Source organism: Endobacterium panacihumi (assembly GCF_050847465.1).
Lineage (GTDB): Bacteria > Pseudomonadota > Alphaproteobacteria > Rhizobiales > Rhizobiaceae > Neorhizobium > Neorhizobium panacihumi.
Genome location: NZ_JBOZRA010000001.1, coordinates 133,773 through 158,389, shown reverse-complemented (window position 1 = coordinate 158,389; position 24,617 = coordinate 133,773). Strand labels below are relative to the sequence as shown.

26 protein-coding genes are annotated in these 24,617 nt (G+C 60.8%); 8 read left to right on the top strand and 18 right to left on the bottom strand.

The genetic code is table 11. The annotated features are described in order from the left end of the window. Window positions 1-41: 41 nt before the first annotated feature. Window positions 42-1,076 carry a glutamine synthetase beta-grasp domain-containing protein gene (locus ACRQ1B_RS00730; RefSeq protein WP_432291768.1) on the bottom strand — a complete coding sequence of 345 codons (1,035 nt, stop codon included), beginning with the start codon at window positions 1,074-1,076 and terminating at the stop codon, window positions 42-44. A 77-nt stretch (window positions 1,077-1,153) separates the two neighbouring features. Between ACRQ1B_RS00730 and ACRQ1B_RS00725 the strand changes: the two genes are divergently transcribed. Next, window positions 1,154-1,345 carry a hypothetical protein gene (locus ACRQ1B_RS00725; RefSeq protein ID WP_432291767.1) on the top strand — a complete coding sequence of 64 codons (192 nt, stop codon included), beginning with the start codon at window positions 1,154-1,156 and terminating at the stop codon, window positions 1,343-1,345. A 151-nt stretch (window positions 1,346-1,496) separates the two neighbouring features. Beyond that, complete coding sequence (locus tag ACRQ1B_RS00720; RefSeq protein ID WP_432291766.1) at window positions 1,497-1,712, top strand: DUF2735 domain-containing protein; 216 nt, start codon at window positions 1,497-1,499, stop codon at window positions 1,710-1,712. Window positions 1,713-1,829: 117 nt separating this feature from the next. On the opposite strand, the gene ACRQ1B_RS00715 is transcribed toward ACRQ1B_RS00720, so the two are convergent. After that, the gene (locus tag ACRQ1B_RS00715; RefSeq protein ID WP_432291765.1) at window positions 1,830-2,690 is read right to left on the bottom strand and encodes a D-amino-acid transaminase; all 861 of its coding nucleotides are present in this window, start codon (window positions 2,688-2,690) and stop codon (window positions 1,830-1,832) included. Between the two features lie 202 nt (window positions 2,691-2,892). On the opposite strand from ACRQ1B_RS00715, the gene ACRQ1B_RS00710 reads away from it, so the two are divergent. Together ACRQ1B_RS00710 and ACRQ1B_RS00705 are read left to right on the top strand one after the other, a co-directional pair. Further along, complete coding sequence (locus tag ACRQ1B_RS00710) at window positions 2,893-3,837, top strand: 2-hydroxyacid dehydrogenase (protein WP_432291764.1); 945 nt, start codon at window positions 2,893-2,895, stop codon at window positions 3,835-3,837. A gap of 97 nt (window positions 3,838-3,934) precedes the next feature. Then, window positions 3,935-4,321: a winged helix-turn-helix domain-containing protein gene (locus ACRQ1B_RS00705; protein ID WP_432291763.1), complete on the top strand. Its 387-nt coding sequence runs from the start codon at window positions 3,935-3,937 to the stop codon at window positions 4,319-4,321. A 27-nt stretch (window positions 4,322-4,348) separates the two neighbouring features. Here ACRQ1B_RS00705 and modC read toward each other — a convergent pair whose 3' ends face one another. The 5 genes from modC to ACRQ1B_RS00680 all read right to left on the bottom strand — a co-directional run bounded on the left by modC (window position 4,349) and on the right by ACRQ1B_RS00680 (window position 9,687). Continuing rightward, a complete protein-coding gene (modC, locus tag ACRQ1B_RS00700; RefSeq protein WP_432291762.1) occupies window positions 4,349-5,413 on the bottom strand; it encodes a molybdenum ABC transporter ATP-binding protein in 1,065 nt (354 codons plus the stop codon). Then, window positions 5,410-6,111, bottom strand: a complete 702-nt coding sequence (gene modB, locus ACRQ1B_RS00695) for a molybdate ABC transporter permease subunit (protein WP_432291761.1) — start codon at window positions 6,109-6,111, stop codon at window positions 5,410-5,412. The genes modC and modB overlap by 4 nt, the downstream gene beginning before the upstream one ends. A gap of 78 nt (window positions 6,112-6,189) precedes the next feature. After that, window positions 6,190-6,987: a molybdate ABC transporter substrate-binding protein gene (gene modA, locus ACRQ1B_RS00690; RefSeq protein ID WP_432291760.1), complete on the bottom strand. Its 798-nt coding sequence runs from the start codon at window positions 6,985-6,987 to the stop codon at window positions 6,190-6,192. 264 nt (window positions 6,988-7,251) lie between these two features. Continuing rightward, the gene (locus ACRQ1B_RS00685) at window positions 7,252-8,595 is read right to left on the bottom strand and encodes a formimidoylglutamate deiminase (protein WP_432291759.1); all 1,344 of its coding nucleotides are present in this window, start codon (window positions 8,593-8,595) and stop codon (window positions 7,252-7,254) included. A gap of 174 nt (window positions 8,596-8,769) precedes the next feature. Beyond that, entirely contained in the window at window positions 8,770-9,687 is a 918-nt protein-coding gene (locus ACRQ1B_RS00680) for a LysR substrate-binding domain-containing protein (RefSeq protein ID WP_432291758.1), read from the bottom strand. A 100-nt stretch (window positions 9,688-9,787) separates the two neighbouring features. Between ACRQ1B_RS00680 and ACRQ1B_RS00675 the strand changes: the two genes are divergently transcribed. Both ACRQ1B_RS00675 and ACRQ1B_RS00670 read left to right on the top strand, forming a co-directional pair. After that, the gene (locus ACRQ1B_RS00675; RefSeq protein ID WP_432291757.1) at window positions 9,788-10,822 is read left to right on the top strand and encodes a YeiH family protein; all 1,035 of its coding nucleotides are present in this window, start codon (window positions 9,788-9,790) and stop codon (window positions 10,820-10,822) included. A gap of 153 nt (window positions 10,823-10,975) precedes the next feature. Then, window positions 10,976-11,206 (top strand): hypothetical protein, encoded by a 231-nt coding sequence (locus ACRQ1B_RS00670; protein ID WP_432291756.1) that lies wholly within the window; start codon window positions 10,976-10,978, stop codon window positions 11,204-11,206. Here ACRQ1B_RS00670 and ACRQ1B_RS00665 read toward each other — a convergent pair. The 4 genes from ACRQ1B_RS00665 to ACRQ1B_RS00650 all read right to left on the bottom strand — a co-directional run bounded on the left by ACRQ1B_RS00665 (window position 11,182) and on the right by ACRQ1B_RS00650 (window position 14,527). Further along, window positions 11,182-11,760: an SH3 domain-containing protein gene (locus tag ACRQ1B_RS00665; RefSeq protein ID WP_432291755.1), complete on the bottom strand. Its 579-nt coding sequence runs from the start codon at window positions 11,758-11,760 to the stop codon at window positions 11,182-11,184. The genes ACRQ1B_RS00670 and ACRQ1B_RS00665 overlap by 25 nt on opposite strands. Before the next feature lie 17 nt (window positions 11,761-11,777). Next, a complete protein-coding gene (locus tag ACRQ1B_RS00660; RefSeq protein ID WP_432291754.1) occupies window positions 11,778-12,350 on the bottom strand; it encodes a hypothetical protein in 573 nt (190 codons plus the stop codon). Between the two features lie 72 nt (window positions 12,351-12,422). Beyond that, a complete protein-coding gene (locus tag ACRQ1B_RS00655) occupies window positions 12,423-13,784 on the bottom strand; it encodes an ATP-binding protein (RefSeq protein ID WP_432291753.1) in 1,362 nt (453 codons plus the stop codon). Window positions 13,785-13,786: 2 nt separating this feature from the next. After that, window positions 13,787-14,527, bottom strand: a complete 741-nt coding sequence (locus ACRQ1B_RS00650; RefSeq protein WP_432291752.1) for a response regulator — start codon at window positions 14,525-14,527, stop codon at window positions 13,787-13,789. A 163-nt stretch (window positions 14,528-14,690) separates the two neighbouring features. On the opposite strand from ACRQ1B_RS00650, the gene ACRQ1B_RS00645 reads away from it, so the two are divergent. Then, window positions 14,691-14,999: a hypothetical protein gene (locus ACRQ1B_RS00645; RefSeq protein ID WP_432291751.1), complete on the top strand. Its 309-nt coding sequence runs from the start codon at window positions 14,691-14,693 to the stop codon at window positions 14,997-14,999. 15 nt (window positions 15,000-15,014) lie between these two features. Here ACRQ1B_RS00645 and ACRQ1B_RS00640 read toward each other — a convergent pair whose 3' ends face one another. Together ACRQ1B_RS00640 and ACRQ1B_RS00635 are read right to left on the bottom strand one after the other, a co-directional pair. Beyond that, window positions 15,015-16,847, bottom strand: a complete 1,833-nt coding sequence (locus ACRQ1B_RS00640) for an ABC transporter ATP-binding protein (RefSeq protein ID WP_432291750.1) — start codon at window positions 16,845-16,847, stop codon at window positions 15,015-15,017. Between the two features lie 198 nt (window positions 16,848-17,045). Continuing rightward, window positions 17,046-18,242 carry an aminotransferase class V-fold PLP-dependent enzyme gene (locus ACRQ1B_RS00635; RefSeq protein ID WP_432291749.1) on the bottom strand — a complete coding sequence of 399 codons (1,197 nt, stop codon included), beginning with the start codon at window positions 18,240-18,242 and terminating at the stop codon, window positions 17,046-17,048. A gap of 109 nt (window positions 18,243-18,351) precedes the next feature. Between ACRQ1B_RS00635 and ACRQ1B_RS00630 the strand changes: the two genes are divergently transcribed. Beyond that, the gene (locus ACRQ1B_RS00630; protein ID WP_432291748.1) at window positions 18,352-19,176 is read left to right on the top strand and encodes an IclR family transcriptional regulator; all 825 of its coding nucleotides are present in this window, start codon (window positions 18,352-18,354) and stop codon (window positions 19,174-19,176) included. Between the two features lie 16 nt (window positions 19,177-19,192). Here the strand turns inward: ACRQ1B_RS00630 and ACRQ1B_RS00625 are convergent, their stop codons facing one another. The 5 genes from ACRQ1B_RS00625 to ACRQ1B_RS00605 form a co-directional block, all read right to left on the bottom strand. Next, window positions 19,193-19,690: a RidA family protein gene (locus tag ACRQ1B_RS00625; RefSeq protein WP_432291747.1), complete on the bottom strand. Its 498-nt coding sequence runs from the start codon at window positions 19,688-19,690 to the stop codon at window positions 19,193-19,195. 46 nt (window positions 19,691-19,736) lie between these two features. Further along, a complete protein-coding gene (locus tag ACRQ1B_RS00620; protein WP_432291746.1) occupies window positions 19,737-20,942 on the bottom strand; it encodes an amidohydrolase/deacetylase family metallohydrolase in 1,206 nt (401 codons plus the stop codon). Between the two features lies 1 nt (window position 20,943). After that, entirely contained in the window at window positions 20,944-21,822 is an 879-nt protein-coding gene (locus tag ACRQ1B_RS00615; protein WP_432291745.1) for an ABC transporter permease, read from the bottom strand. A gap of 11 nt (window positions 21,823-21,833) precedes the next feature. Beyond that, the gene (locus ACRQ1B_RS00610) at window positions 21,834-22,775 is read right to left on the bottom strand and encodes an ABC transporter permease (protein WP_306830975.1); all 942 of its coding nucleotides are present in this window, start codon (window positions 22,773-22,775) and stop codon (window positions 21,834-21,836) included. A gap of 224 nt (window positions 22,776-22,999) precedes the next feature. Beyond that, the gene (locus tag ACRQ1B_RS00605; protein WP_432291744.1) at window positions 23,000-24,529 is read right to left on the bottom strand and encodes an ABC transporter substrate-binding protein; all 1,530 of its coding nucleotides are present in this window, start codon (window positions 24,527-24,529) and stop codon (window positions 23,000-23,002) included. Window positions 24,530-24,617 lie beyond the last annotated feature (88 nt).

The window sequence follows — 24,617 nt, the reverse complement described above, 5'->3', positions numbered from 1 at the left end:
GCTTTCGCAATCGGCGGCTTTTCTAAAAAGTCTTGGGAGACTTAAGCGGCAGCGGACTTCGCCAGCGGCACTTCCGAGATCGTCTTCAGAACCTGAGAAGCGATCTGGTAAGGGCAGCCCTGGCTGTTCGGACGGCGATCTTCAAGGTAACCCTTGTAACCGTTGTTGACGAAGGAATGCGGAACGCGGATCGAGGCACCGCGGTCGGCGACACCGTAGGAGAACTTGTTCCACGGAGCCGTTTCGTGCTTGCCGGTCAGGCGCTTGTCGTTGTCCGGGCCGTAAACGGCGATGTGGGCATCGAGGTTCTTTTCGAACTGCGCCATCAGGGCTTCGAAATAGTCCTTGCCGCCAACTTCGCGCATGTACTTGGTCGAGAAGTTGCAGTGCATGCCCGAGCCGTTCCAGTCGGTGTCGCCGAGCGGCTTGCAGTGGTATTCGACGTCAATGCCGTACTGTTCCGTCAGGCGCTGCAGCAGGTAACGGGCCATCCAAATCTGGTCGGCGGCGCGCTTGGAGCCCTTGCCGAAAATCTGGAATTCCCACTGGCCCTTGGCCACTTCAGCGTTGATGCCTTCATGGTTGATGCCGGCAGCAAGGCACTGGTCGAGATGCTCTTCGACGATTTCGCGCGCGACCGGGCCGACATTGCTGGCGCCGACGCCGCAATAATACGGACCCTGCGGAGCCGGATAACCCTGTTCCGGGAAGCCGAGCGGGCGACCGTTTTCGTAGAAGAAATATTCCTGCTCGAAGCCGAACCATGCGTCTTCGTCGTCGAGGATGGTGGCGCGGGAATTGGACGCGTGCGGCGTGACGCCATCCGGCATCATGACTTCGCACATGACCAGCACACCATTGGTGCGGGCCGGATCCGGATAGATGGCGACCGGCTTGAGAACACAGTCGGACGAGCGGCCTTCGGCCTGCATCGTGGACGAACCATCAAAGCCCCAGAGCGGCAGCTGTTCCAGCGTCGGGAAGGCGTCGAATTCCTTGACCTGCGTTTTACCGCGAAGGTTCGGAACCGGAGTGTAGCCGTCCAGCCAAATGTACTCGAGCTTAAATTTCGTCATCTCTTCTCTCTACTGATGCTGTCTGAATGAGCGCAACACCAAACGGCCGACCACACATTGGGACCGGTCCATCATGGATGCCAGATACGATGCACGCGCCGTGCCAGATTCAATTTCAGCCCGAAAAAATCGATTCCGCAGCGCACAAAGTCGATCAAGAGCCGGACATCGAAAGAGATGAAAAATGCACCATGAGGATTTTTGCGGCAGTTCTACCTGAGGAACAATTTGCAACCGGCAACCGTTGGCACATAAAACAAGCACTTTGACCATGCCGAAAGACAATTCGGCCAATATGATCAAATAATATGCAGAATGCACATTTATTCACCTGATTCTTGACTTAATTTCAGGCTTATGGAATAAATGATGTGCAAATACGGCCGTGCGGACGTAACCACACGACATCGGACGAAAATCATGGCTACGAGTTTCGAAAGACAGACAGCAACAGTTCTGCAATTTCCGGTCGGCGGCCGCGCTGGCTGGCAGGGCAAGAGCCCATCCCGCACCCAGACCGCATCGGCACCAGAGACAGCGCCAAGCGCAGCACTTTCCGATCTCGCTTTCGGCGGCTCCTGGTATCATGAAGTGGCGTTGCACGAAGACGACAAGAAACCCGGCCGCCCGAACTGAGGCAGATCATCGCCGACTTTTTATGCAAAAAGTCAATTTATGGGCATTCTTGCCGCAAAATTGGACGACGCTTATTTCTGCGTCGCCCACCTCATGTGCATATGGCCTAGTCCTGCCTCAGCGACCGATGGCGTTTGCGATCTGGTTTTCGATATAGATTTCACGCAATTTCAGCGTATGGGCGCCGGGCCTGCGATTGCCGATGGCTTTGCCGTCGATCGTCACCACGGGCAGAACAAAAGCGCCGGCAGAGGTGATAAAAGCTTCCTTTGCATCGAGCGCCTCTTCCACCGAAAACGCCCGCTCCTCGAATGTGAGATCGGCCTTGGCCGCCAATCCCAGCACCGAACCGCGGGTGATGCCGTGCAGAAGTGCATTGGAGAGCTGCCGCGTCACCAGCACACCTGCCTTGGTGATGATATGAAAATTCGCCGAACTTGCTTCGGTGATCAGCCCGTTCTCGACAAAGATCACGTCATCGGCGCCCTGCCGTTTGGCTTCCATCTTGGCGAGCGAGGAAAACAGCAGCTGCACCGTCTTGATCTGCCGGTTCGCCCAGCGTCCGTCAGGCACGGACAGGACGGCTAGCCCGGTCTCCGCCTTCGGGTTGGAGAGCAACGGTGCGACCTGCGTGAACATCGAAAAGGTCGGCGTCAGAGTGTCGGAAAACAAAAAATTCCGATCCTCGGCACCACGCGAGATCTGCAGATAGACGAGCCCCTCGCTCAGACCGTTCTTTTCAACGATCTCGTGATGCAGGTCGAGAAGTTCGGCTTCGCTCACAGGCATAGGAATACCGATCGCCGCCAGCGACCGTTTCAGGCGAGCGGTATGGCCGGGAAAATCGAGAAGCTTGCCGCCGATCACCGCCGTCACCTCATAGATCGCATCGGCGAATGTGTAGCCGCGGTCGAAGATCGAGACTTTCGCCTGGTCTTCAGGCAGCCACTGGCCATTGAGATAAACGGTGCGGGTCATGAGTGTTCCTGACTGGGTCTTTTCTGATCAAACATCGGCGCGAAGCACGAGACCGAATCGATACCATTGCGCGCGAAACTGCACCACATCATCATCCCATTGAAATACAAGGTGCAATGATTGGAGGGACCTGCATGCGCATGCTACATGTCGCACGGACGCTCCTGCCAGCCTTCACAACAACACCCGGAAAGACGCCGCCATGCCAAAACCGCTCGCCCTTGTCACTCGTATGGATGTCGCAACCGAGGCCGTCTGGAAGGAAACGCTCGCCGATGCGCTGCCGGAGGAAACCATTCTTTCCTTTCGCGACATGAGCGCCCGGCAACGCGCCGAAGCGGAAGTGGCGATCGTCGCCAATCCGGATCCGGCCGATGTGGCCGAACTTGCCGGCATTCAGTGGATCCACAGCCTGTGGGCCGGTGTCGAGCGGCTGGTGGCGGAGCTTGGGGCCGATGCCGCACCGATCGTGCGCCTCGTCGATCCCGAGCTTGCCCGCGTCATGGCGGAAGCGGTGCTCGCCTGGACCTATTACCTGCACCGCGACATGCCGGCGTACCGGGCAAGCCAGCAGAAAGCCGAATGGGCGCCACGCGATTACCGGCATCCGCGCGACGTCACCGTGGGCCTTCTCGGATTGGGCGAACTCGGCAAGGCGGCAGCCGAACGCCTGAAAGACGCCGGGTTCAACGTTATCGGCTGGAGCCGCAGCCCAAAGATGCTGGGAACGATCGAGACCGTTTCCGGTGAAGGCGGTTTTGACCGGATTCTGGGCGTCAGCGATATTCTTGTCTGCCTGATGCCACTGACGGCAGAAACACGCGGCATGCTGAATGCACGCCGCCTCAGCCAGATGAAGCCGGGTGCCGCCATCATCAATTTTGCCCGCGGCCCGATCATCGTTGATGCCGATCTGGTCGCAGCACTGGATGCCGGCCGCCTGTCGCATGCGGTGCTCGACGTTTTTTCCGAAGAGCCGCTGCCCGCGCCCTCACCCTTCTGGGCACACCCTTCCGTCACAGTGCTGCCACACGTCTCCGGGCCAACCGATCGCTTTACCGCCGCCGGCATCGTTGCCGCCAATATCCGCCACTGGCGCCAGACCGGGCAATTGCCCAAAACAGTTGATTTGAAGGCCGGATATTGAGGCGCAACACCGGAAACAGCGCAGGCGGGTTTCCCTGCGCTTTCGCGTGGCGTTATGATAGGCCCACAAAGACGGGGCGGGAGAAGCAGACCGTAACATGACGAAAACAAAGGCGAATGAACTGGCGCTCATCCTGCGTATTGATTTTCCGGGCGAGATGCGGCTCGGGCGCGGCAAGGTGCAGTTGATGGAGCACATTCGCGCCACCGGCTCGATCTCCGCCGCCGGACGCGCCATGGACATGTCCTATCGCCGCGCCTGGCTGCTCGTCGATGAAATGAACCGCATGTTCCGCCAGCCGGTGGTGGAGAGCCAGCGTGGCGGCAAACAGGGCGGGGGTGCGGCGCTGACCGCTTTCGGCGAAGAACTGCTCGCCCGCATGCACGCAGTACAGGCAACCGTCGTCAAGGCCATGGACGCGGACCTGAACTGGCTGGAAAAACACCGCGCGCCGGTGACCGTTACCGAAACCCTAGACGGCTAACGCCGCTCATTATTGATAGGAACGATCTTAACGCCGCTCCAGCGCTGCCGTCTTGATCGCAGCAAACACGGCCTGCCCCGGCGCCAGCCCCAGCATGCCGCCGGAAAACGCGGTGATCCGCGCCAGAATGGTTTCGCCGCCACAGGTTATCCGAACGCCGATCATGCCTTCGCCGTCGGCATCGATTTGCTCCACCGTTCCCGGCAATATATTGAGCGCGCTCAGCCCCTCGGGCCTTGTCGTGGCGACCATCACATCGCGCGCCGGCACCAGAACACGCACGACCTTGCCCACCTGCGCCTGCTCCGCCGGCACAAGCAAGGTACCGGCGCCGGTCTTGACCCGCGCCAGCCGGTGAACCCCATCCACCGCCTCCACGGTGCCGGACAGAACGCTCGCCGCCTCGCGGGTATCGCCACCGAGCCCTCTCAGCACGTCCGACGCACCGCCGGTCGCCTCGATCCGCCCGTCCTTCATCAGCACGACATGGTCCGCCAGCCGCGCGACTTCCGACACCGAATGACTGACATAAACGATCGGCAGGCCGAGTTCGTCACGCAGTCGCTCCAGATAGGGCAGAACCTCGCTCTTGCGGCTTTCGTCCAGCGCCGCAAGCGGCTCATCCATCAGCAGCAGGCGTGGCGACGATAAGAGCGCGCGCCCGATCGCCACGCGCTGCTGTTCGCCACCCGACAATTTTCCGGGCCTCCGGTCGAGAAGTGTTTCGATACCGAGCAGATCGACCACCTGGTCGAACGTATCAGGCCGGTCAGACCGGGGCGCAAACCATCGCCCGTAATTGAGGTTCCTGCGCACATCCAGATGCGGAAAAAGCCGTGCCTCCTGAAACACATAACCGAAGCGGCGTTTGTGCGGCGGCAGAAAAATGCGGCGCGACGTATCCACCAGCACATCGCCATCGAGCGTGATGCGGCCCTGATCAAGCCGCGACAGGCCTGATATCATGCGGATCACCGAGGTTTTCCCCGAACCGGAACGACCGAACAAGGCTGTCACCCCCTGTTCGGATGAAAAAGAGACATCCAGCGAAAATGTGCCGAGCCGGCTTCTGGCGTCAACGGTCAGCGTCATTCGAGCCTCGTCCGCTTGCCGACCATATAGGCCATGAATTCCGAGGCCAGCAGCGCCGCCATGGAGATGATCACCGCCACGATGGTGAGCCTCAGCGCGCCGGCATCGCCGCCCGGAACCTGCGTGAACGTGTAGATGGCGGCCGACAGGGTCTGCGTTTCACCGGGAATGTTGGAAACAAAGGTAATGGTGGCGCCGAACTCGCCCATCGCCTTGGCGAAGGACAAGATAGCTCCGGCGATGATTCCGGGCAGGATCAACGGCAGCGTGACGGTGAGGAAAACCCAGACGGGGCTTGCCCCCAACGTGCCGGCCGCTTCTTCCAGCTTGCTGTCGACCGCCTCGATCGACAGGCGGATGGAGCGCACCATCAAGGGAAAGCCCATCACACCGCAGGCGAGCGCAGCGCCCGTCCAGCGAAAGGAGAACACGATACCGAGATATTGGTCGAGAAAGGCGCCGATCACACCGCGGCGCCCGAACAGGACAAGCAGAATGAAACCGGTGACGACGGGCGGCAGGATGAGCGGCAGATGCACGATGCCGTTGAGGATCGATTTGCCCCAGAATTTTCCACGCGCAAGCGCAAGCGCGACGAGAATGCCGAAAGGCAGACTGACGAGCATGGCAATGCCCGATATCCGCAGACTGAGGTGGATCGCCGTCCATTCCTCATCGCTGAGTGTCAACCAGTCCAAGAGAAGCCAGCCCGTATCAAAAAGATGGCTCCCACCTCTCGGCGGGAGCCGCGATTCATCGTGAAGCCTATAAGGCGCTTACTTCTTCAGAACCGTAAAGCCCTGGGCCTCGAAGAAAGGAGCCGCCTTATCGGACTTCAGGAAATCGAGATAGGCGCTGGCTGCGGAACTCTTGGATTCCGACAGAAGCGCAACCGGATAGATGATGGCCGGATGCGAGTCTTCCGGAAAGGTGCCGATGATCTCGACGCCTGGATCGGCAGCGGCATCCGGCTGATAGACAATGCCGTAAGCGGCTTCGCCACGCGAAACGAGCGCGAGAGCGGCACGCACGCTTTCGGCGCCGGCAACCTTCTTTTCGACCGCCGCCCATGCGCCAAGCTTTTCCAACGCAGCCTTGCCGTATTTGCCGGCCGGAACGCTGTCGACGGCGCCCATGGCGAGCTTGCTATCGCCGACGAGGGTGGCAAGATCGAAACCGGTCTTGATGTCGACCTTCTGTGCCTTGCCTTTTTCGGCGACAAGCACGATGCGGTTGCCGAGCAGGTTGGAGCGGGTATCGGCCTTGATCAGCGATTTCTTTGCGACGTAATCCATCCAGTCAAGGTCGGCGGAGATGAACACATCGGCCGGAGCGCCAGCCTCAATCTGTTTTGCGAGCGCCGAGCTTGCGGCATAGGAAACCGTGACCTGATTGCCACTTTCCTTGGACCATGCGGCATCGGCGGCATCCAGTGCATTTTTCATGCTGGCGGCGGCAAATACCGTCACCTTCTCCTGCGCCACGGCCGGCGCGGCCATGACAGTCAGGCCGAGCCAGAGCGCCGTGGCCGAAGCGGCGGCAACCTTCAACCAGTGACGACGTTGGGTTTGCATGGGTACGTTCTCCTGAAACGAAATATTTCCGCAAATATATCGAAGCGCAGACGCTTGGGAAGCCTTATGTTTGGGCGTATACAATGAAATCGAGTGGAGGGCAGCCGCGAATTGGCGAATATCAAACTCGCCGATCTATCCCTCTGGCCACCCGCTTCCCGTTTTGCCACCAGTGCGCAGCGCCTACTGATCACCTCAGCAGGTCAATCGCAGAGGCATGAGCAGTCCGGTCAGACTGCATGCGCACCGAAGCCCTTAAAACCCTCATTCCGCCAAAAGCTCTTTCATCGTCATCTGAAAGCGGCGATTGATCTCGTCACGGTGTTTGTGTCGCCCACCCGAGACTTGGCGCACGCCGCGGGTCCAGACGCAATCGACAGACACGCCACCCGCAAACAGCCACTGATCAAGAATGCGGTCCTGCCCCAGATAGGGCACGGCATCGACTTTGAGCGAGACCAGATCGGCGGGATGTCCTTCAACGAGGCCGGCCGCCACACCGAGCGCCTGCGCGCCGCCGGACAGCGCGCCATCGAACAATCTTCGGCCCGTCGATCCACCGCTTGTCGCAACGACATTGCGGGCGTGCTGAGCAAGGCGTTGCGAATATTCGAACGTTCGCAATTCTTCCACCAGAGAGATCAGGATGTTGGAGTCCGAACCGATGCCGAACTGCCCGCCTTCCTCCAGAAAGGCCGGTGCGCAAAAGATGCCGTCACCCAGGTTGGCCTCGGTGATCGGGCAAAGACCGGCCATCGCCTTGCGCTTCGCCATCGCCCGCGTTTCCGCGTCCGTCATGTGGGTGGCGTGTATCAGGCACCAGTTTTCATCGACCGGCGCATGGTCGAGCAACCATTCGACAGGCCGCGCGCCCGACCATGCGATGCAATCCTTCACTTCCTTCAACTGTTCGGCGATATGGATATGTACCGGCCGGCCTTCAACCATCGCTGTCACTGCTGCCAGTTCATCCGGCGTGACTGCGCGCAGCGAATGCGGCGCAACACCCAGAACGCCGCCATCGAGATCGCCAACCAGATCGGCACAGGCCATCATCAGCTTTTCGAATGCGTCGAGCGAATGGATGAACCGCCGCTGTCCGTCACTCGCAGCCGCCGCACCAAAACCGGAATGCGCATAAAACACCGGCAGCAGCGTCAGCGACAGGCCTGTGCGCTCGCTGGCGGCGGCAATACGCGCAGCCATCTCGGCAGGATCGGCATAAGGCGTACCGTTTCGGTCGTGATGCAGGTAATGAAACTCGCCGACCCGCCCGAAACCGGCCTCCAGCATTTCCATGTAAAGCTGTGCGGCCACGGCTTCGACATGCTCCGGCGTCATGGACAAAGCGAACTTGTACATGACGGTGCGCCAGCTCCAGAAACTGTCGCGTGAAGGTCCCCGCACCTCCGCCAGCCCCGCCATGCCCCGTTGAAAGGCATGGCTGTGCAAGTTGGGCATGGCCGGCAGCAGTACGGCATGACGTTCGTCATCGGGCTGCGGCTCAACACCGGTCTCGATCAGGGCGATACGGCCGTCGTTCATCGTCAGCCGGACATTTTCGGCCCATCCGCCCGCCAGCAGGGCCGATTGCGCAAAGATCGCCATCCCCAGAACTCCTCACTGCATGCCGAATGCTCACAAGATGTCGTTCCGGCACCACGCCCTTTATGTATATACATTATACCGCGTGTGGAAAACGAAAAATCGCGCGAAACCTCGGCGCTATCGCGCTGTTTTGGCAAACCCCGCTGGTCACGATCCAGGCGAGATTGGCCAGACCTACAATCCCATCAGGCCCACTTTGTGCTCATCCGCCGCCGCCCGGCTGATGCGCTCCAGCTCCTGCGCGGCCCTGCCGCGATGCCGTTCCTTGTGGCGCAGGATTGCAAAATTGCGGGCCGGCAGTTCAATCCCCGCCCGCACCAGCAGCCCCTGCCGAAGAAAGGGCGCGGCCACCATGCCCGATACCGCCGTTGCGCAATCGCCGGAGCGCACAGCCGATACCACCGCCTCATTGGACGGCAGTTCCAGAACAACCGAAATGTCCCTGACAGCGATCCCCATACCCGACAACGCCTCCTCGAAGGCCGAGCGTGTGCCCGAGCCTTTTTCGCGCAACACCCAGGAGGTGACCGCTGTTATGTCGTCGCGTGCGATCGCACGGCCATCGGCAAATGGATGCACCGGACTTGCCACCACCACCAGGCGATCCGCCACGATCGGCAGAACCGAAAGCGCCGGCTCATCGATCAGGCCTTCGATAAACCCGACTTCACCCAAGCCATCACGAATGGCATCGGCCACCATGCGGGTATTGCCGATCGTCAGCTTCAACCTCACGCCGGGGTAAAGTCGCTTGAACTTCAAAAGGATGGGCGGCAGCCAGTAGCTGGCAATCGTCTGGCTGGCAAACACACTGATTTCGCCGCGCGCCAGACCGCTCATTTCCGACAGCATCAGTTCGGCGCTTTTTGCCCGCGAAAGCGTTGCCCTTGCTTCCCCCAGAAAGCTTTTCCCGATCGCTGTCAGCTCGATGCGGCGTCCAACCCGGTGGAACAGTTCGACGCCATAAAAGCCTTCGAGATTGCGGATGGCGGAACTGGCGGCCGACGGCGTCAGCCCCACGGCCTCGGCGCCACGGGTCAGATGTTCACGCTCGGCGACAGCAACAAAAATGGCGAGTTGTTCGAAGGTCAAGGCTGATCGTTCTATTTTACCGAATGAAACGTAGCAAAATATACGATGGAATTGCAGAGAGCGGAAGCGCATCGTCACAGAACCCTAATGGATGTCGCCAATGGCTCTCGCTGCCTATACCGATCAACTGTCGCACCGCACCCTCACCCGTCTGTTGCCGGGCGTGTTGGCGACGCTCGTGGTCACGGCGACAGCCATGCTGCTCGAAGTCGCTGAAATTCATTTTCTGGGCGGGCGCTGGATCGAAAGCCTGGTGCTTGCCATCCTCGTCGGAATGACGGTGCGCTCCTGTTTCAATCTGCCGCAATCGCTGGAAGCCGGCATACAGTTCTGCGCAAAAACCGTGCTGGAATTGGCCGTGGTGCTGCTCGGCGCATCCATCAGCCTTTCAGCCATCGAGCATGCCGGCCTGACGCTGGTCGTCGCGATCATGGTGATTGTGGCACTGTCGCTCACCGGCAGTTATCTGATTGGTCGTCTCGCCGGCCTTTCTCCACGGGTCGCCACACTGGTGGCATGCGGCAATTCCATTTGCGGCAATTCGGCTATTGCCGCTGCCGCGCCGGTCATCCACGCCAAACCGGACGAGATCGCCTCGTCGATCGCCTTTACCGCCGTCCTCGGCGTGGTTCTCGTGCTCGCCCTGCCGCTTTTGCAGGCGCCACTTTCATTGGGTTCCTCGGAATATGGCGTATTTGCCGGCCTCACCGTTTATGCCGTGCCGCAGGTTCTGGCAGCAGCCGCACCGGCCGGCCTCGTCAGTGTGCAGACAGGCACACTGGTCAAACTGATCCGCGTGCTGATGCTCGGCCCGGTCATCGCCACGCTCTCTGTTCTTTACGGCCGCACCACCGGTGGCAAGCCCTGCTGGAAAAGCATGATCCCTTGGTTCATTACAGGGTTTGCCGTGTTGATGGCCTTGCGCTCGGCCGAGATGATCCCGCAAGCCGCGCTTGCCCCGATCTCCGCCTCATCCGGGATCCTGACCATTGTCTCGATGGCCGCTCTTGGCCTGTCGGTCGATATCCGCAGCATCCGCAGATCCGGCACGCGCGTCATCGGCGCCGCCACCCTGTCGCTTGTCTTCCTCTCCGGTCTCGCGCTGGTATTCCTCAAGCTTGTTGCCCCAGCTTGACGGTGGCTGACCACGAATAGCGTGGCCACCGGGAGAGTGTTCCGGCCACGACCGAAGCGCTCGCAGCCGGCATGCAAGGACAATGCGTCAAGGATTTCGGGCAGCGCGCGCAGTTTTCATCGCATCCATACAAGGTTTGGAAAACTCGCTCGCATGCTCGCGAATGCACGCTTTCAACCGGCCACCGCCCGGAGAAATGCCGGGGCAAAGGCGTTTTACATCCGGAGCGCAGGCCTCGCGCCAAGCCTGCATCTGCGCCTGACTGGCCTGTTGTGCATGGACCGCGCCGGCGAACAGCACGATAGCGATGGTGAGTATCTTTCTGATCATGACGATCCCCGTTTTACGATAGGGAAGAACTACCAGCGGCTGATCGTGCCGTGACGCACGATGTGACCGCCGTTCGGGCCGGTGACGACGCCGGTGCGGCTGCAGACCCGGCCGCCGCAGGAGCGCGTGACCGTGCGGTCGACATGGGGCGGACGCGGGGGATGCGGGCCGACATGCGGCGGCACCGGGTAATAACGCCCCCAATGGCCGTACCATGGGCGCCCGACATAATGGTTGTGCCAATAGGCCTGGTTGAAGGCGACAACAGCGATGCCGATGGCTGGTGCGACTGATGGCGTGATCAGAACCGGACGCCCGGCATAGATCACCTGCAGATAGGCAGCAGACACCCAGCCGCGCTGGCCGCCCCAGCCGATATCGCACCAGGACCGATCGGCAAGGCAGCCGTAGGTCGTCACCGAAGCGGAAGGCGGAAGCGTCGTCACCACCGGATAAACGGTGCCGGGCCCGGCGCGCAGGTTGACGGCGTTGGTGGTGACAGCCGGCGTGGCAGCGCTCGCTTCCGAGGCCATGGCAAACCCGGCAATCAGAATGGCGGTGGCGCAGAGCGATGTCGGCAGGCGTCTGCCCTTGTTGAATATGGACATGTCAGCGTCTTTCCCCGTTACATCCGGCCGATCAGGCGCGGCAGGCGGGCAGCCTCGAGTTGTTCCGGACTGAGTTTTGCACGCAGGTCGGCGATTGCGCGTTTCAGGATCTCGGCCTTGGCGTTGCCGGCCAGCACCATGTCGGCAACGGCTTCCGAGCGAGCGAAGGCGTCTGGACCATCCTTGTTTTCACCATCCTTGCCAAAAAGATGGGTGATGACCTCGCGTTCAGGCACCATGGCCAGTACCGCGTTGGTGTAAGCCCGCCAGGCATCCTGCTGGTCGGTGCGAATACCGATCGTGGTCTCCTGAATGGACAAACCGGAAGCGATCAGCACGCGTATACGGATCGGATTGTAGTGATCGCGCAAAAACATGGCATGTTCGCTGAACGCCATGCCACGCTCGAAAGCGGAGTGGGCGCAGTAGCCATCGTCATAATCATCGAAACCGTCGTACTCGTTCACGTCGGAGACAGTCGTCCTGCCGGTTTCGATGGCGTTGCGAAGCGTTGCGGTTTGCGCGATGGCGGCGGTGGAAAGGCTGGCGACGGTCAGCCCCAGAACTGCGGCATAGATTGCGATTTTCATGTCGTGATCCTCTTCATGGTGGATGAGGATCAATGTGGCCGAAGCAGTTCTCCCGAATGCGTCAGGTTCTTTTCATTTTGTAACAGTGGCCTGCATGCGCGGTAATGTCACCACCGCTTCCAGCCCCTGTGGCTCAACATTACCGAGCCGCACCGTGCCGCCATAGGCCTCGACGATCTGCCGCACGATGGTCAGTCCCAAGCCGGAGCCGCCGGTATCGCGGCTGCGAGAACCCTCCACCCGCACGAACGGATCGAACACCGCCTCCCGCATATCCTTGGCGATGCCCGGTCCGCGATCGCGGATCGCCATCACCACATGCTGGCCTTCGCCCACAAGCGACACGGCCAGATAACCCTCGCCATACCGCAGGGCATTGTCGACGAGATTGTCGATCACCCGCCGCAGCGCCGCCGGCTGGATGCGCACCATAGCGGCATCCGGCCCGTCGGCGAGCGTCAGGACATCCGGCACGATGGCACGTTCGGCAAACACGGTGGCCAGCATGTCGGCGACATCGATCGCCTCGACCTCCTCCACCGCCAGCGCCGCCTTGGCAAAGATCAGCGCATCGGTCATCAGCCCCTGCATGGTCTCCACATCCTGCAGCGCGCGGGCCCGGTGCGGATTGTCCGGCATCATTTCCAGCCGCAGGCGCAGACGCGTCAGGTTGGTTTTCAGGTCATGCGAAATCGCGCCGATGACAAAAGTGCGGTTGTTGATCAGGTTGGCGATGCGGTGCTGCATGGCGTTGATGGCACGGATCAGCGTGCGCACTTCCTTGGCACCCGCTTCCGGCAACGGCTCGGGCTGCAGACGCGTGCCCAGCCGGTCGACGGCACGCGACAGGGCTGCGATCGGCCGCGCCTCGCGCGCCACCGCCACAAGCGCCACGATCGCGACGATGAAACCGAGCGCACCGGCGCCAAAACCGATCGGCCAGCCGAGAATGCGCACCGTCAGCGTATCGTTCACATCGAACCGCGCAACCTCTCCGGAGGCAAGCCCGATCTGCACCACGATGCGCTGTTCCTCGTCATCATTATCCTCGCCGCCATCGCCGCGATCCTCACCATCGCCGACAGCGAAAAAGCGGTCGCCCATTCCCTGCCTTTCCAGTTCATGCCCGACAAGGAAGGACAGGCGCACAAGACCGGTGCCGAAATGTGAGGCTTCATCGGTGGGCGGCGTGTTGGAAAAACTGAGATCAATACCATTGGTTCTTGCCAGCGCGACAATAGTCGGACGCTCATCCTGCGGCGTCCGGTCGAGAAGCTGGACATAAGGTACGATGCGTTCGCCGACCGAATACCGGCGCTCCACCGTCGCATCCGCCTTGTGGCGGCGAACGCCTTCGAACACCACGACCTGAATGACGAACAGGGCCAGCGCCACGATCAGTACGATACGCCAGAAAATACCGAGCCTTGCCATGGTTAGGCGTCCGTCACCTGCGCCGACAGCATATAGCCGGCGCTGCGCACGGTGGTGATGAAGGCCTGTCCCGGCGGCATCAGCGGTGTCAGCTTGTTGCGCAGGCGCGACATGGTGACATCGATGGTGCGGTCGAACGGATCGGCGACGCGGCTGCGGGTCCAGTCCAGCAACTGGTCACGCGACAGAACACGGCGCGGGCGTTCGACAAAACACATCAACAGATCGAATTCGGCGGATGTCAGGAACACGCTTTCCCCTTCGGCGGGGCCAACGGTGCGCGCATCGAGATCGAGCACCAGCCCGCAGAAAGCCTTTCGGTTAGGGCCTTCACCAACCCCGTCCTCTTCATGTTTGGCAGCGCCATTACGCAGACCGCCACGGCGCAGGATGGCGCGGATGCGGGCCAGCAGTTCGCGCGGATTGAACGGTTTGCCGAGATAATCGTCGGCGCCCATTTCCAGCCCAACGATGCGGTCGATTTCCTCGTCTTTTGCCGTCAGCATCAGGATCGGCAGGTCGCTGTTTTTTCCACGCAGGCGGCGGCAGAAAGACAGCCCGTCCTCCCCCGGCAGCATCAGGTCGAGCACGACGAGATCAGGCTTGCGCAGCGCCATTCGCTTCTCGGCGGCACTGGTGGTGTCAGCAGCATCGACGACAAAACCCTCACCGGTCAAAAACTCGGTCAGCAGCGTGCGGATATCGCGGTCGTCCTCAACGATCAGAATATGGCGGTTGTTCATGAGGCCATTGTTCACGCCCGGTGGCGACAGGCAAGCGCCATGGCGACGCTGTTACAAAATGCAAAAAATCCGGCTGTTTCTGCAAAACGCCGGAAAACTGATGACCGCATCCTTTGTCCCGTTGATCACAAACGCCCCAGTCACCGAAGAAGGAAACGCCTCCATGATCAAGACGCTCTCGATTTTCGCCACCACCGCCGTCCTGTTCGGCATGGCCGCGGAAAGTGCCAATGCATGGTCCCGCCACGGTCACGTCCACACACCGCACGGCACCTATTCCGGCCACGCCAGCAGCGGCTGCGCCGGCGGCACATGCTCGCGCAGCAAGGTGGTGACAGGCCCTTACGGAAATTCCGCCAGCCGATCCGGTTATGTCACCAAGACCGCGCCCGGGAGCTACTCTTATGGCCGCACCACCACCGGCCCGCGCGGAAATACCGTCACCCGCAGCGGCAGCGTTTCACGCTACTGAGCATGGCGCATGTCCTCAGCTCTCGGCCACGAGATGGCCGGGAGAGACTTCGCGGTATTCCATCGGCATGATCTTGTAATCCACCGGCCGGATCGGGCTTTTCAGCTCTTCCACAACGGCGGAGTTCTTGATGCGCCGACGCTCCGGGTCCGGCACCGGCACGGCCGACATCAGGCGTTTCGTATAGGCATGCTGCGGATTGCCGAACACCGAGGCACGCGGCCCGATCTCGACGATTTCCCCCAGATACATCACCGCAACCCGGTGGCTGACCCGTTCCACCACCGCCATGTCGTGGGAAATGAACAGGAAGGCGAGGTCCAGTTCCTGCTGCAGGTCGAGCATCAGGTTGATCACCTGCGCCTTGATCGACACATCGAGCGCCGACACGCTTTCATCCGCAACGATCACCTTCGGCCGCAGCGCAAGCGCGCGGGCGATACAGACACGCTGGCGCTGGCCACCGGAAAACTCGTGCGGATAGCGCTTGGCCATATCCGGCGTCAGCCCGACCTTGACCAGCATGTCGGCCACGACCGCCTTCGCCTGTTTGGCGTCGCCCATCTTGTGTTCGAGGTAAGGCTCGGCAATCGCTGCCCCCACCGTCATGCGCGGGTTGAGCGAGGCAAACGGATCCTGAAAGATCATCTGCACGGATTTGCGCATTTCGCGCATATCCTTCTTGTCGAGCGCCAGCACCTCTCGGCCCTCGACCAGAACGGAGCCGCTTTCCGGCTCGATCAGCCGCATGATGGCGCGGCCGGTGGTGGATTTGCCGCAACCGCTCTCCCCCACCAGCGACAGGGTTTCGCCGGCAGCCAGCTCGAAAGAGACGTTCTCGACCGCATGCACGCGGCCGCTCAGCTTGCCGAAAAGGCCGGAATGGATGTCGAAGCGCTTGGTGAGGTTTTTCACCTGCAACACCGGCTCGCCGCTGGCCACCGTATCGGCGACTTCAACCGGCACATCGGAAAGGCCCGTCGCGGCATCGACCACCGGAAAGCGCAGTGGCCGCTGATAGGCCTGCATCGAGCCCAGCACCGGCACGGCCGAAAGAAGCGCCCGCGTATACGGATGTTTTCCCCGATGAAAAATGTCGGCGGTATCGCCGGTCTCGACCTGCTCGCCGCGATACATCACCACGGTGCGGTCGGCGATTTCCGCGACCACGCCCATGTCATGGGTGATGAAGAGGACGGACGTCCCCTCCTCTTCCTGCAGCATTTTGATGAGGTCGAGGATCTGGCCCTGAATGGTGACGTCGAGCGCGGTGGTCGGTTCGTCGGCGATCAGCAGCTTTGGTTTGGTGGCGAGCGCCATGGCGATCATCACGCGCTGGCGCATGCCGCCGGAAAAACGATGCGGATATTCGTCGAAGCGCGAGGCGGCCGACGGGATGCGCACCTTTTCGAGAATGCGGATGGTTTCGGCCTTCGCCTCCGCCTTGCTCATCGACGAATGCGCCAGCAGCGCCTCGGAAATCTGGTCTCCGATGGTGAAGAGCGGGTTGAGGCTCGTCATCGGTTCCTGAAAGATCATCGCCACATCATTGCCGCGCACCTTGCGCATCTCATGCTCCGGCAGGGCCAGAAGGTCCCGACCGCCGAGGAAAACCTTGCCTTCGATACGGCTGGTATCGGGCTGCAGCAGGCGCATGATCGACAGCGAGGTGACGGATTTGCCGGAGCCACTCTCGCCGACGATCGCCACCGTTTCACCGGGCGCAACGGTGAAGGAAATATCGCGAACGACCGGCTTCCATTCTCCCTCGACCATGAAGGATGTCCGCAGCTTTTCGACGGACAGGACCGGATCGGTGGAGGACATGATTTTTGCTGCGGTGTTCATCGGCGTTCCCTTTTATTAGATGCGGCATTTTTCGAAGTGCCGTGTAGGTGCCCCTCACCCTAGCCCTCTCCCCGCTTGCGGGGAGAGGGGACGTGCCCCGATTGGGGCAAGGAGAAAGCGGCTTGTGCCCTTCTCCCCGTTTTTACGGGGAGAAGGTGCCGGCAGGCGGATGAGGGGCACGCCCCCACCCGGCATCACTCAATCCGGCCACTTCAAAGCACCATCAAACCGATGACGGCTCAAATCCTCGAACGGCGTTGCGATGATCTCATTAGACGCACGCGCCTTGTCGAGTTCCTCGGCCAGACGCGATGCCACCACGGTCTCCTGACCCGGATGCAGGTTGCACGGGTCGAGATAGAAATAATCATGCTCTACCTCATGGTCGCGCACGATGATCGGTGTCGAGCCGCTGCGCAAAGCCGCCGCCAGATCCCAGGCGGTGATATGCGCTTCTTCGGCCTTGATGATCACACGCAGGCGGTCGAGCGGGTTGTTGGTCGGGTCGGGCTCGATCAGCGCGGTCACGCCCGGACGGTTGTCCAGCGTCTGCTTCCAGAGATTGAGGTACCCGGTCTCGCGTTCACGAATGCCGGCGTGGTCGCGCTTTTCCCACGCTTCCAGCGCCGCCATGACGCCAAACACGCTTTCCTTGCCCACCTTCATGCCACGGCCGATGCCCATGTTCTGCAGGAAGGCATTGCGCACCAGATCCTTGCGACCGGCAACGATGCCCGAGGTCGGCCCCCCGAGAAACTTGTGGCCGGAATAAAGTGCGATATCCGCCCCCTGCTCGAGGAAGATTTCTAGGTCATATTCGGAGGCCGCATCGACGATGACCGGCACGCCCTTGGCATGAGCGATCTCGACGAATTCCTTGAGGTTCAACAGGCCGTAATCGACCACATGGTGCGACACGACATAAACGGCGGCGGCCGTCTTGTCGGTGATGGCGTTTTCCATGTGGTAGCGATGGGTCGAGGTCGACTGGCCGATCATCACCACCTTGCCGCCGGCAAGGCGGATCGCCTGATCGACCGGCGCGCCGTAGGACACGACATGGCCCATCTGCACCAGAACCTCGTTCTTGTCGGTCGTCACTTCCGGCAGCTTTTCGATCGCCAGCAGGTCCGGCCCGGTAATGGCACCGGCAACAGCAAGGCTGATACCGGCCGAGCAGGACGCGGTGACGAAACCGGCTTCACCGCCGGTCAGCCGTGCGATGATCGTGCTCGCCTTGCGCTGCAGGTCGTTGATCTCGACGAATTGCGGCAGGATCTGCGTCATCGCCCTGATGGCTTCGGGAACGACGATCGACGCACCGAGGCTGGTCATGGTGCCGGATACGTTGATGACCGGGCGAAGGCCGATCTGCGGGCGGATATCATCGGACATTGTCATTCTCCAGGTTGTATTCCGCGCAACAAAATGCGGATTTCGGTTGCTCTCGACCCACCTATGCCATAATAACGCAATAGGTTCTTTAAGGCGCAGGAGCGTGGTTTTGGATACGAAGACATCAGCAGGCACTCTTTCCGACGCGACGTCTGTTGACGGTGATGCCAAGGCGAAACGCTCGCGCGTCAGCGGCATAGACCGCGCCTTGCAGGTGATCGATTACCTGTATGAAACCGGCGCGCCAGCGGGGGCTTACGCAATCGCCAAGGCGGTGAAGGCGCCACTCTCCACCGTCTACGTGATCATCGACGATCTGGTGGACAAGAACATGCTCGCCCGCAATGCCGACGGCACGTTGTGGCTCGGCGCGCGGCTGTATCACTACGGTCTCGCTTACGCCCGCTCGCTGGATTTCATGAGCGTCGCCACCCATGAAATGCACGATCTCTGCCGTGAGGCCGGTGAAACCGTGCAGGTCTGCGGTCGTGACGCCGAACACATGCTGGTTCTGGCCATGGCCGACGGACCGAGCCATTTTCAGGTCGCCTCGCGCGTCGGCACCCGCGTGCCGCTCAACTGGACGGCCTCGGGCCGCCTTCTCGTTGGCCACATGCCGGAAGCCGAACGTGTCGACCTGTTCAAGCGCGGTGCACGCATTTCGCCGACCGGCCGTGCCACCATCGACCCGACCGAACTGGCGCGCGCGGCAAAAGTGGCGTTCGATGAGCGCCTGTCGATCCAGGCCGGTGAATCCGACTATTCGGTCGCCTGCATCGCCTCGCCGATCGTCGATAGCCGGGGCGATTGCGTGGCAACGATTTCCATCGTTCTTCCCGAGCAGAAGGCCTTTGCCGACAAGGCCGGTTACGCCGACCGTGTGAAGGAATCGGCGGCCCGTATCGAGAAGGTGATGGGCTGGCGCAACCACTGACCGTTTTCCTCCGCCCTTAGTCGTGAAGAGCCACGATGGCTTCGATCTCGACGGTGATATTGCCGGGAAGCGAACCGAAACCGACGGCGGAACGGGCATGCTGGCCCGCTTCGCCGAACACGGCGTTGAAGAGATCGGAGCAGCCGTTGATGACCTGCGGGTGATCGCCGAAATCAGGCGCCGCATTGACCATGCCGAGCAGTTTCACCACGCGACGAACGCGGGACAGATCGCCCAGCGCATCCTGCATGACGGCCAGCAGATTGACGCCGGTCAGGCGGGCATCGGAATAGGCCTTTTCAACGGAAACCTCCGTGCCGACCTTGCCCACATGCATAAAACCATCCGCCTCACGCGGCCCCTGCCCCGAGAGATAGAGCATATTGCCTTCGATCACATGCGTGACGAAATTGGCGATCGGCGGCGGTGCCGGCGGCAGGGTGATGCCGAGCGCGGTGAGCCTGTCGTAAGGCGTGGTCGCCGTCGCTTCGACTTTGATCGGGGACTGTGTCACGCAAACTCCTGTGTCATGCAATTTGTGTCAGGGAATTCCCACCGCCTTAGCGGTAGGAATAACCATGGCTGTGGCGCACGAGCTTGCGGGCGCGCGGGATGTAGCGGCTGGCGGTGATCGCTTCCGATCCGATGACCGAATAACGCGGCTCGAACAGCTGGCGCAGCTGCGACACGTCGCCGTTGGAGTCGGTGGCCTCCAGATCGGAATCCACCACGTCGAACACGGTGAAATCGGCGCGCTGGCCAACCGAAAGACGGTTTTCCATATCGAGCTTGATGACTTCGGCCGGCGCATGCGTGACGGCATTGACCACCTTGTCGAACGGCATGCCGACCGACAGCAGTTTCGACATCGTCGTCGCCAAATCCCAGACCGGAAAGTTCATCGAATGGCCGTGCAGATCGGTCGAGATCGAATGTGGCAGCAGGCCCCGCGCGATCGCCGCTTCCGCCACCTTGAACGAGAAGGACGCGCCGCCATGGCCGATATCGAGACGCACGCCTTCGGAAGCGCAACGTTCGGCCAGGTTGAACAGGTCCTCGTCTTCCATGATGGAGGAACCGGCCTTGCCGTTGAAGCAATGGGTGACGACGTCACCGGGCCCAAGAATTTCCAGAACCTCGTCATAAAGCGCCGGCGGTTCGCCGACATGCACCATCATCGGGATTTTGAGAATCTTGGCGATCTTCTTGCCGAGCTTGACTGGCGTCACACCCCAGGAACCGGTGATGACATGGCTGGCACGCACCTTCAGGCCAACGATATGCTCGCTGTTTTCGGCGTAACATTCGATGATGCGGTCGAGATCGATATCACGGATATCGCGCAGTTCGGCGACACGGTTGCAGGCAACAAGACCGATCGAACCGAGATTGAGGAAGGCTTTGACGCGTTCCTTCGACGGCTCGATGATGTACTCGCGAAAACCGTGGAAATTGGCTTCACCGGCGGAACCGGCATCGACCAGCGTGGTGACGCCGCGCTCGGCGCCGCATTCGGATGGGCGGATCGAAATATCCGTGCCGCCATGCCAGATATGCACATGCAGATCGACCCAGCCCGGAGAAACCCAGGCGCCCTTGCCATCGACACGACGCGCATCGGCAGGAGCCGCAATCGACTGGCCGATGGCAGCAATCTTGCCGTCGCCGCCGACGAGAATGTCGGTCGTGCCAGTTTGTGCGGTCGCGCCAAAAGCCATCGGCTTGACGTTGGTGAGGAGGAGCGGTGTGTTGTTTTCACCGGTCATGTCAAAGGTCCCTTCGCAGTCTTGGATCGAGCATGTCCCGCAACCCGTCGCCGACCATCTGCAGCGAGAGCACGGAAAGAATGATGGCAAAGCCGGGGAAATAGGTCATCCAGTCGGCCTGCCCGATATATTGGCGGCCGGCGGCGATCATGGTTCCCCAGGTCGGAATCTCGGGGCTGACGCCAAGCCCCAGAAACGACAGGCCGGCTTCCGCCAGCATGGCGCTGGCGAACAGGAAAGTGGCCTGAACGAGGATGGGCGACAGAAGATTGCGCAGCACATGCCGCGTCATGATGTGGAAGGTCGAGATGCCGAGCGCCTGCGCCGCTTCCACATAAGGCAATTCGCGGATCACCAGCGTCGAGGCGCGCACGATGCGGGCAAGACGCGGCGAATAGACGATCGACAGCGCCACGATGACCGTGGTCAGCGACGGACCCAATGCCGCCACCAGCGCGATGGCGAGCAGAATGTCGGGAAAGGCCATCATCGCATCGATCAGGCGGGCGATCGGCGTGTCGAGTTTCTGGAAGAAACCGGCGAGCAGGCCGAGCGTGACGCCGATGGCCGCCGACAGGATCACCACGGAGGCACCGATCAGCAGCGACAGCCGGGCCGAATAGATCGTGCGGGAAAACACGTCGCGACCAAATTCGTCGGTGCCGAACCAGAACATCTCGCCCGGCGGCTTCAGCCGGTTGACGATGGAAAGCTTCGACGGCGAATAAGGCGCGATCCACGGCGCCAGCACGGCCAGCGTCACGAAAATTACCAGCACGATCAGACCGAAGGCGACAGTCTTGCGTTTGATGAACCGCTTGAAAAATTTCGAGCCTTCGCTCTCGGCGGGTTTGGTCTCGGTAACAGCGATATCCGTCATCCGTCGCCCCCTTAATAACGCACGCGGGGATCGATCAGCAGATAGAGCATGTCGATCGCGAAATTGATGAGAACGTAGAGTGCTGCAATGACGAGCAGCGCCCCCTGAATGACCGGATAGTCACGTCGCAGCACCGCCGAAACGACGAGGCTGCCAACACCCGGAAGCCCGAACACGGTCTCGGTGACGACGGCACCGGAGATCAGCACGGCGGCAGTGAGGCCGATGACGGTGAGGATCGGGATCAGCGCGTTTTTGAGCGCATGTTTCATGATCACCCGGCGCTCGACCAGACCTTTCGCACGGGCGGTGCGGATATAATCGTCACCCAGAACATCCAGCATGGAGGCGCGGGTAAAACGCAGGATCAGCGCCGAGGAAACGATGCCGAGCGCGAAGGCCGGCAGCGTCAGATGATACATGCGATCCATGAAGCTGGAGCCCGGCCCGCCATAACCGGAGACCGGAAAGATGTTCAGCCGCACGGCAAAAAACTGCATCAGGATCAGGCCGAGCCAGAAGCTTGGAATGCTGGCGGCCAGCATGGCGATCGTGGTCGCAGCCTGGTCGACGAAGGACCCACGGCGATAGGCGGCATAGATGCCGATCGGCAGCGCGATGATCGTGGCGATCGCCAGCGAGAACAGCGTCAGGAAGAATGTCGGTTCGGCGCGATCCAGCAAAGCCGAGGTGACCGGCATGTTGAGGAAGATCGACTGGCCGAGATCACCCTTCAGCATCTGGCCGATATAATAGAAATATTGAACCGCCAGAGACTGATCGAGGCCCAATCGTGTGCGCAGGTCGGCAATGTCGGCGGCCGATGCATCCGGCCCGAGCATGACGGCGGCCGGATCACCCGGCGTGACGCGCACGATGACAAAAACGATCGTGACGACGAGAAACATCACGACGATCATGCCGGCCAGGCGCTGGAGAATATAACGGATCATGGGAAAATGGTTCCGTGTCTGAAAGATAGATGCAGGTCATGAGAAGCAACGACCTCTACTTCCGTCATCCCTGTGCTTGTCACAGGGATCCAGCCACGGCGCGTCTGCGCCGTGAGAGGACTTTTCCGCGCCATGGACATGGCGCTGCTGGATTCCTGTGACATCCCTCGGGAAAACCCGAGGTACAGGAATGACGGGGAGTAAGAGATCATTGCCATCCCCAATCACTTCTTGATCGAAGCATTCCAGAAGTAGGGCCACGGAGCAGGCTCGACGCCTTCAACCGTTTTCTTCTTGGCGGCGACGGCGTTGAAATCGCCGATCTTCATGTAGGGGATTTCCTCATACATGGCCTTCTGCACATCGGCCCACAGGGCGAGACGCTTGTCCGGATCGGCTTCGGCCGAGAAAGCCTCGACCGTCTGCTTGCGCAAAGGCGTATCCCACCAGCCCGGCGAGCTTGGCGCCAATGAGCCGATCAGCGCCGGTTCCGGCAGGAACGGGCTGTGGGTGATGTAGATATCCCAAAGGCCCTTGTCGGCGCGGCGCTGGGTGAGCGTTGCCCAGTCCACCACCTGCATGTCGACTTTGAAGCCGGCAAGCTTCAGATATTCGGCCGCCACCTGCGCCATCTTGTAATGGAACTCGTACTGGCGGCTCGTCAGAATGCGGATCGGCTTCTCGCCATCGTAACCGGCAGCCTTGGCAGCTTCCGCAGCGCCTTCCGGATCGGCGACATTGTAATTGCCCTCGACACCGGCATCGGTGCTCCAGACAAAGTTCTTCGGATAGATATTGCCGTCGAGCGCGTAGAAATCGGTGCTGCCGAACGCGGCGGCCAGCATGTCTTCCATGCTCAGCGCCTGGCGGATCGCCTTGCGCATGGCGACATCCTTGGCAACGCCTTCCGCCGTGTTGAACACGAAGACCGGATAACCGAACGGCTTCAGCACGACCGGCTCGGTGGTCGAAGAACCTTCCACCTTGGCAAAGGATTCGACCGGCAGCTGGTCGACATAATCATACTGGCCGGACACTGCGGCCTCGACGCGGGTATTGGCATCCGGCACCGGCACGAAACGGATCTCGTCGAGATACTGGTGACGCGCACCGCCATAACCATCGGCCTCGCCGCCGCGCGACTTGTAGCCGTCGAAACGGGCAAGCTGGATATACTGGTCGGCCTTGCGTTCCTTCAGCATGTAGGGACCGGTGCCGATATACTCCTTCATCGGCTCGTCCTGCTTTTCAGCAGGCAGAATGATCGCCGCCGAATTGTTGAAGGCGAGCAGCGACACGAGCGGCGCATAAGGCTGCTTCAGCGTGATCGTCACGGTGGAAGCATCAGTGGCCTCGATCTTGTCGAGGAAGCTTGCCGCCTGCTTGCCGCGCGAGGCAACCTTTACCCAGCGATTGAGCGAGGCGACGACATCGTCCGACGCCATGTCGGAACCGTCATGAAACTTGATGCCGGAGCGCAGCTTGATGACGTAGGTTTTGCCGTCGGCGCTGATTTCCGGCAGGCTTTCAGCCAGAAGCGGCACGGTCTTCCAGCCCTTGTCGAACGTATAGAGCGTTTCAAACATGTGCTGGGTGACGATGCCGACCAGATCGGCGGTCGAGGCCATCGGGTCGAGCGTCGGCGGCTCACCGATCGTCGCGACATTGATGACACCACCCTTTTCCTGGGCGGCAGCGAAAGATGGTGCGGCAATGAGCGCCGTGGCGACAAGGAATGCGAGCTTCAACTTCATGACAGGCTCCCGGTTTTCTTGATGTTCCATTATTATGTTATGTGCATTTTTATAACAGAATAACTCAAGCGACCGGGCTGTCAATCCT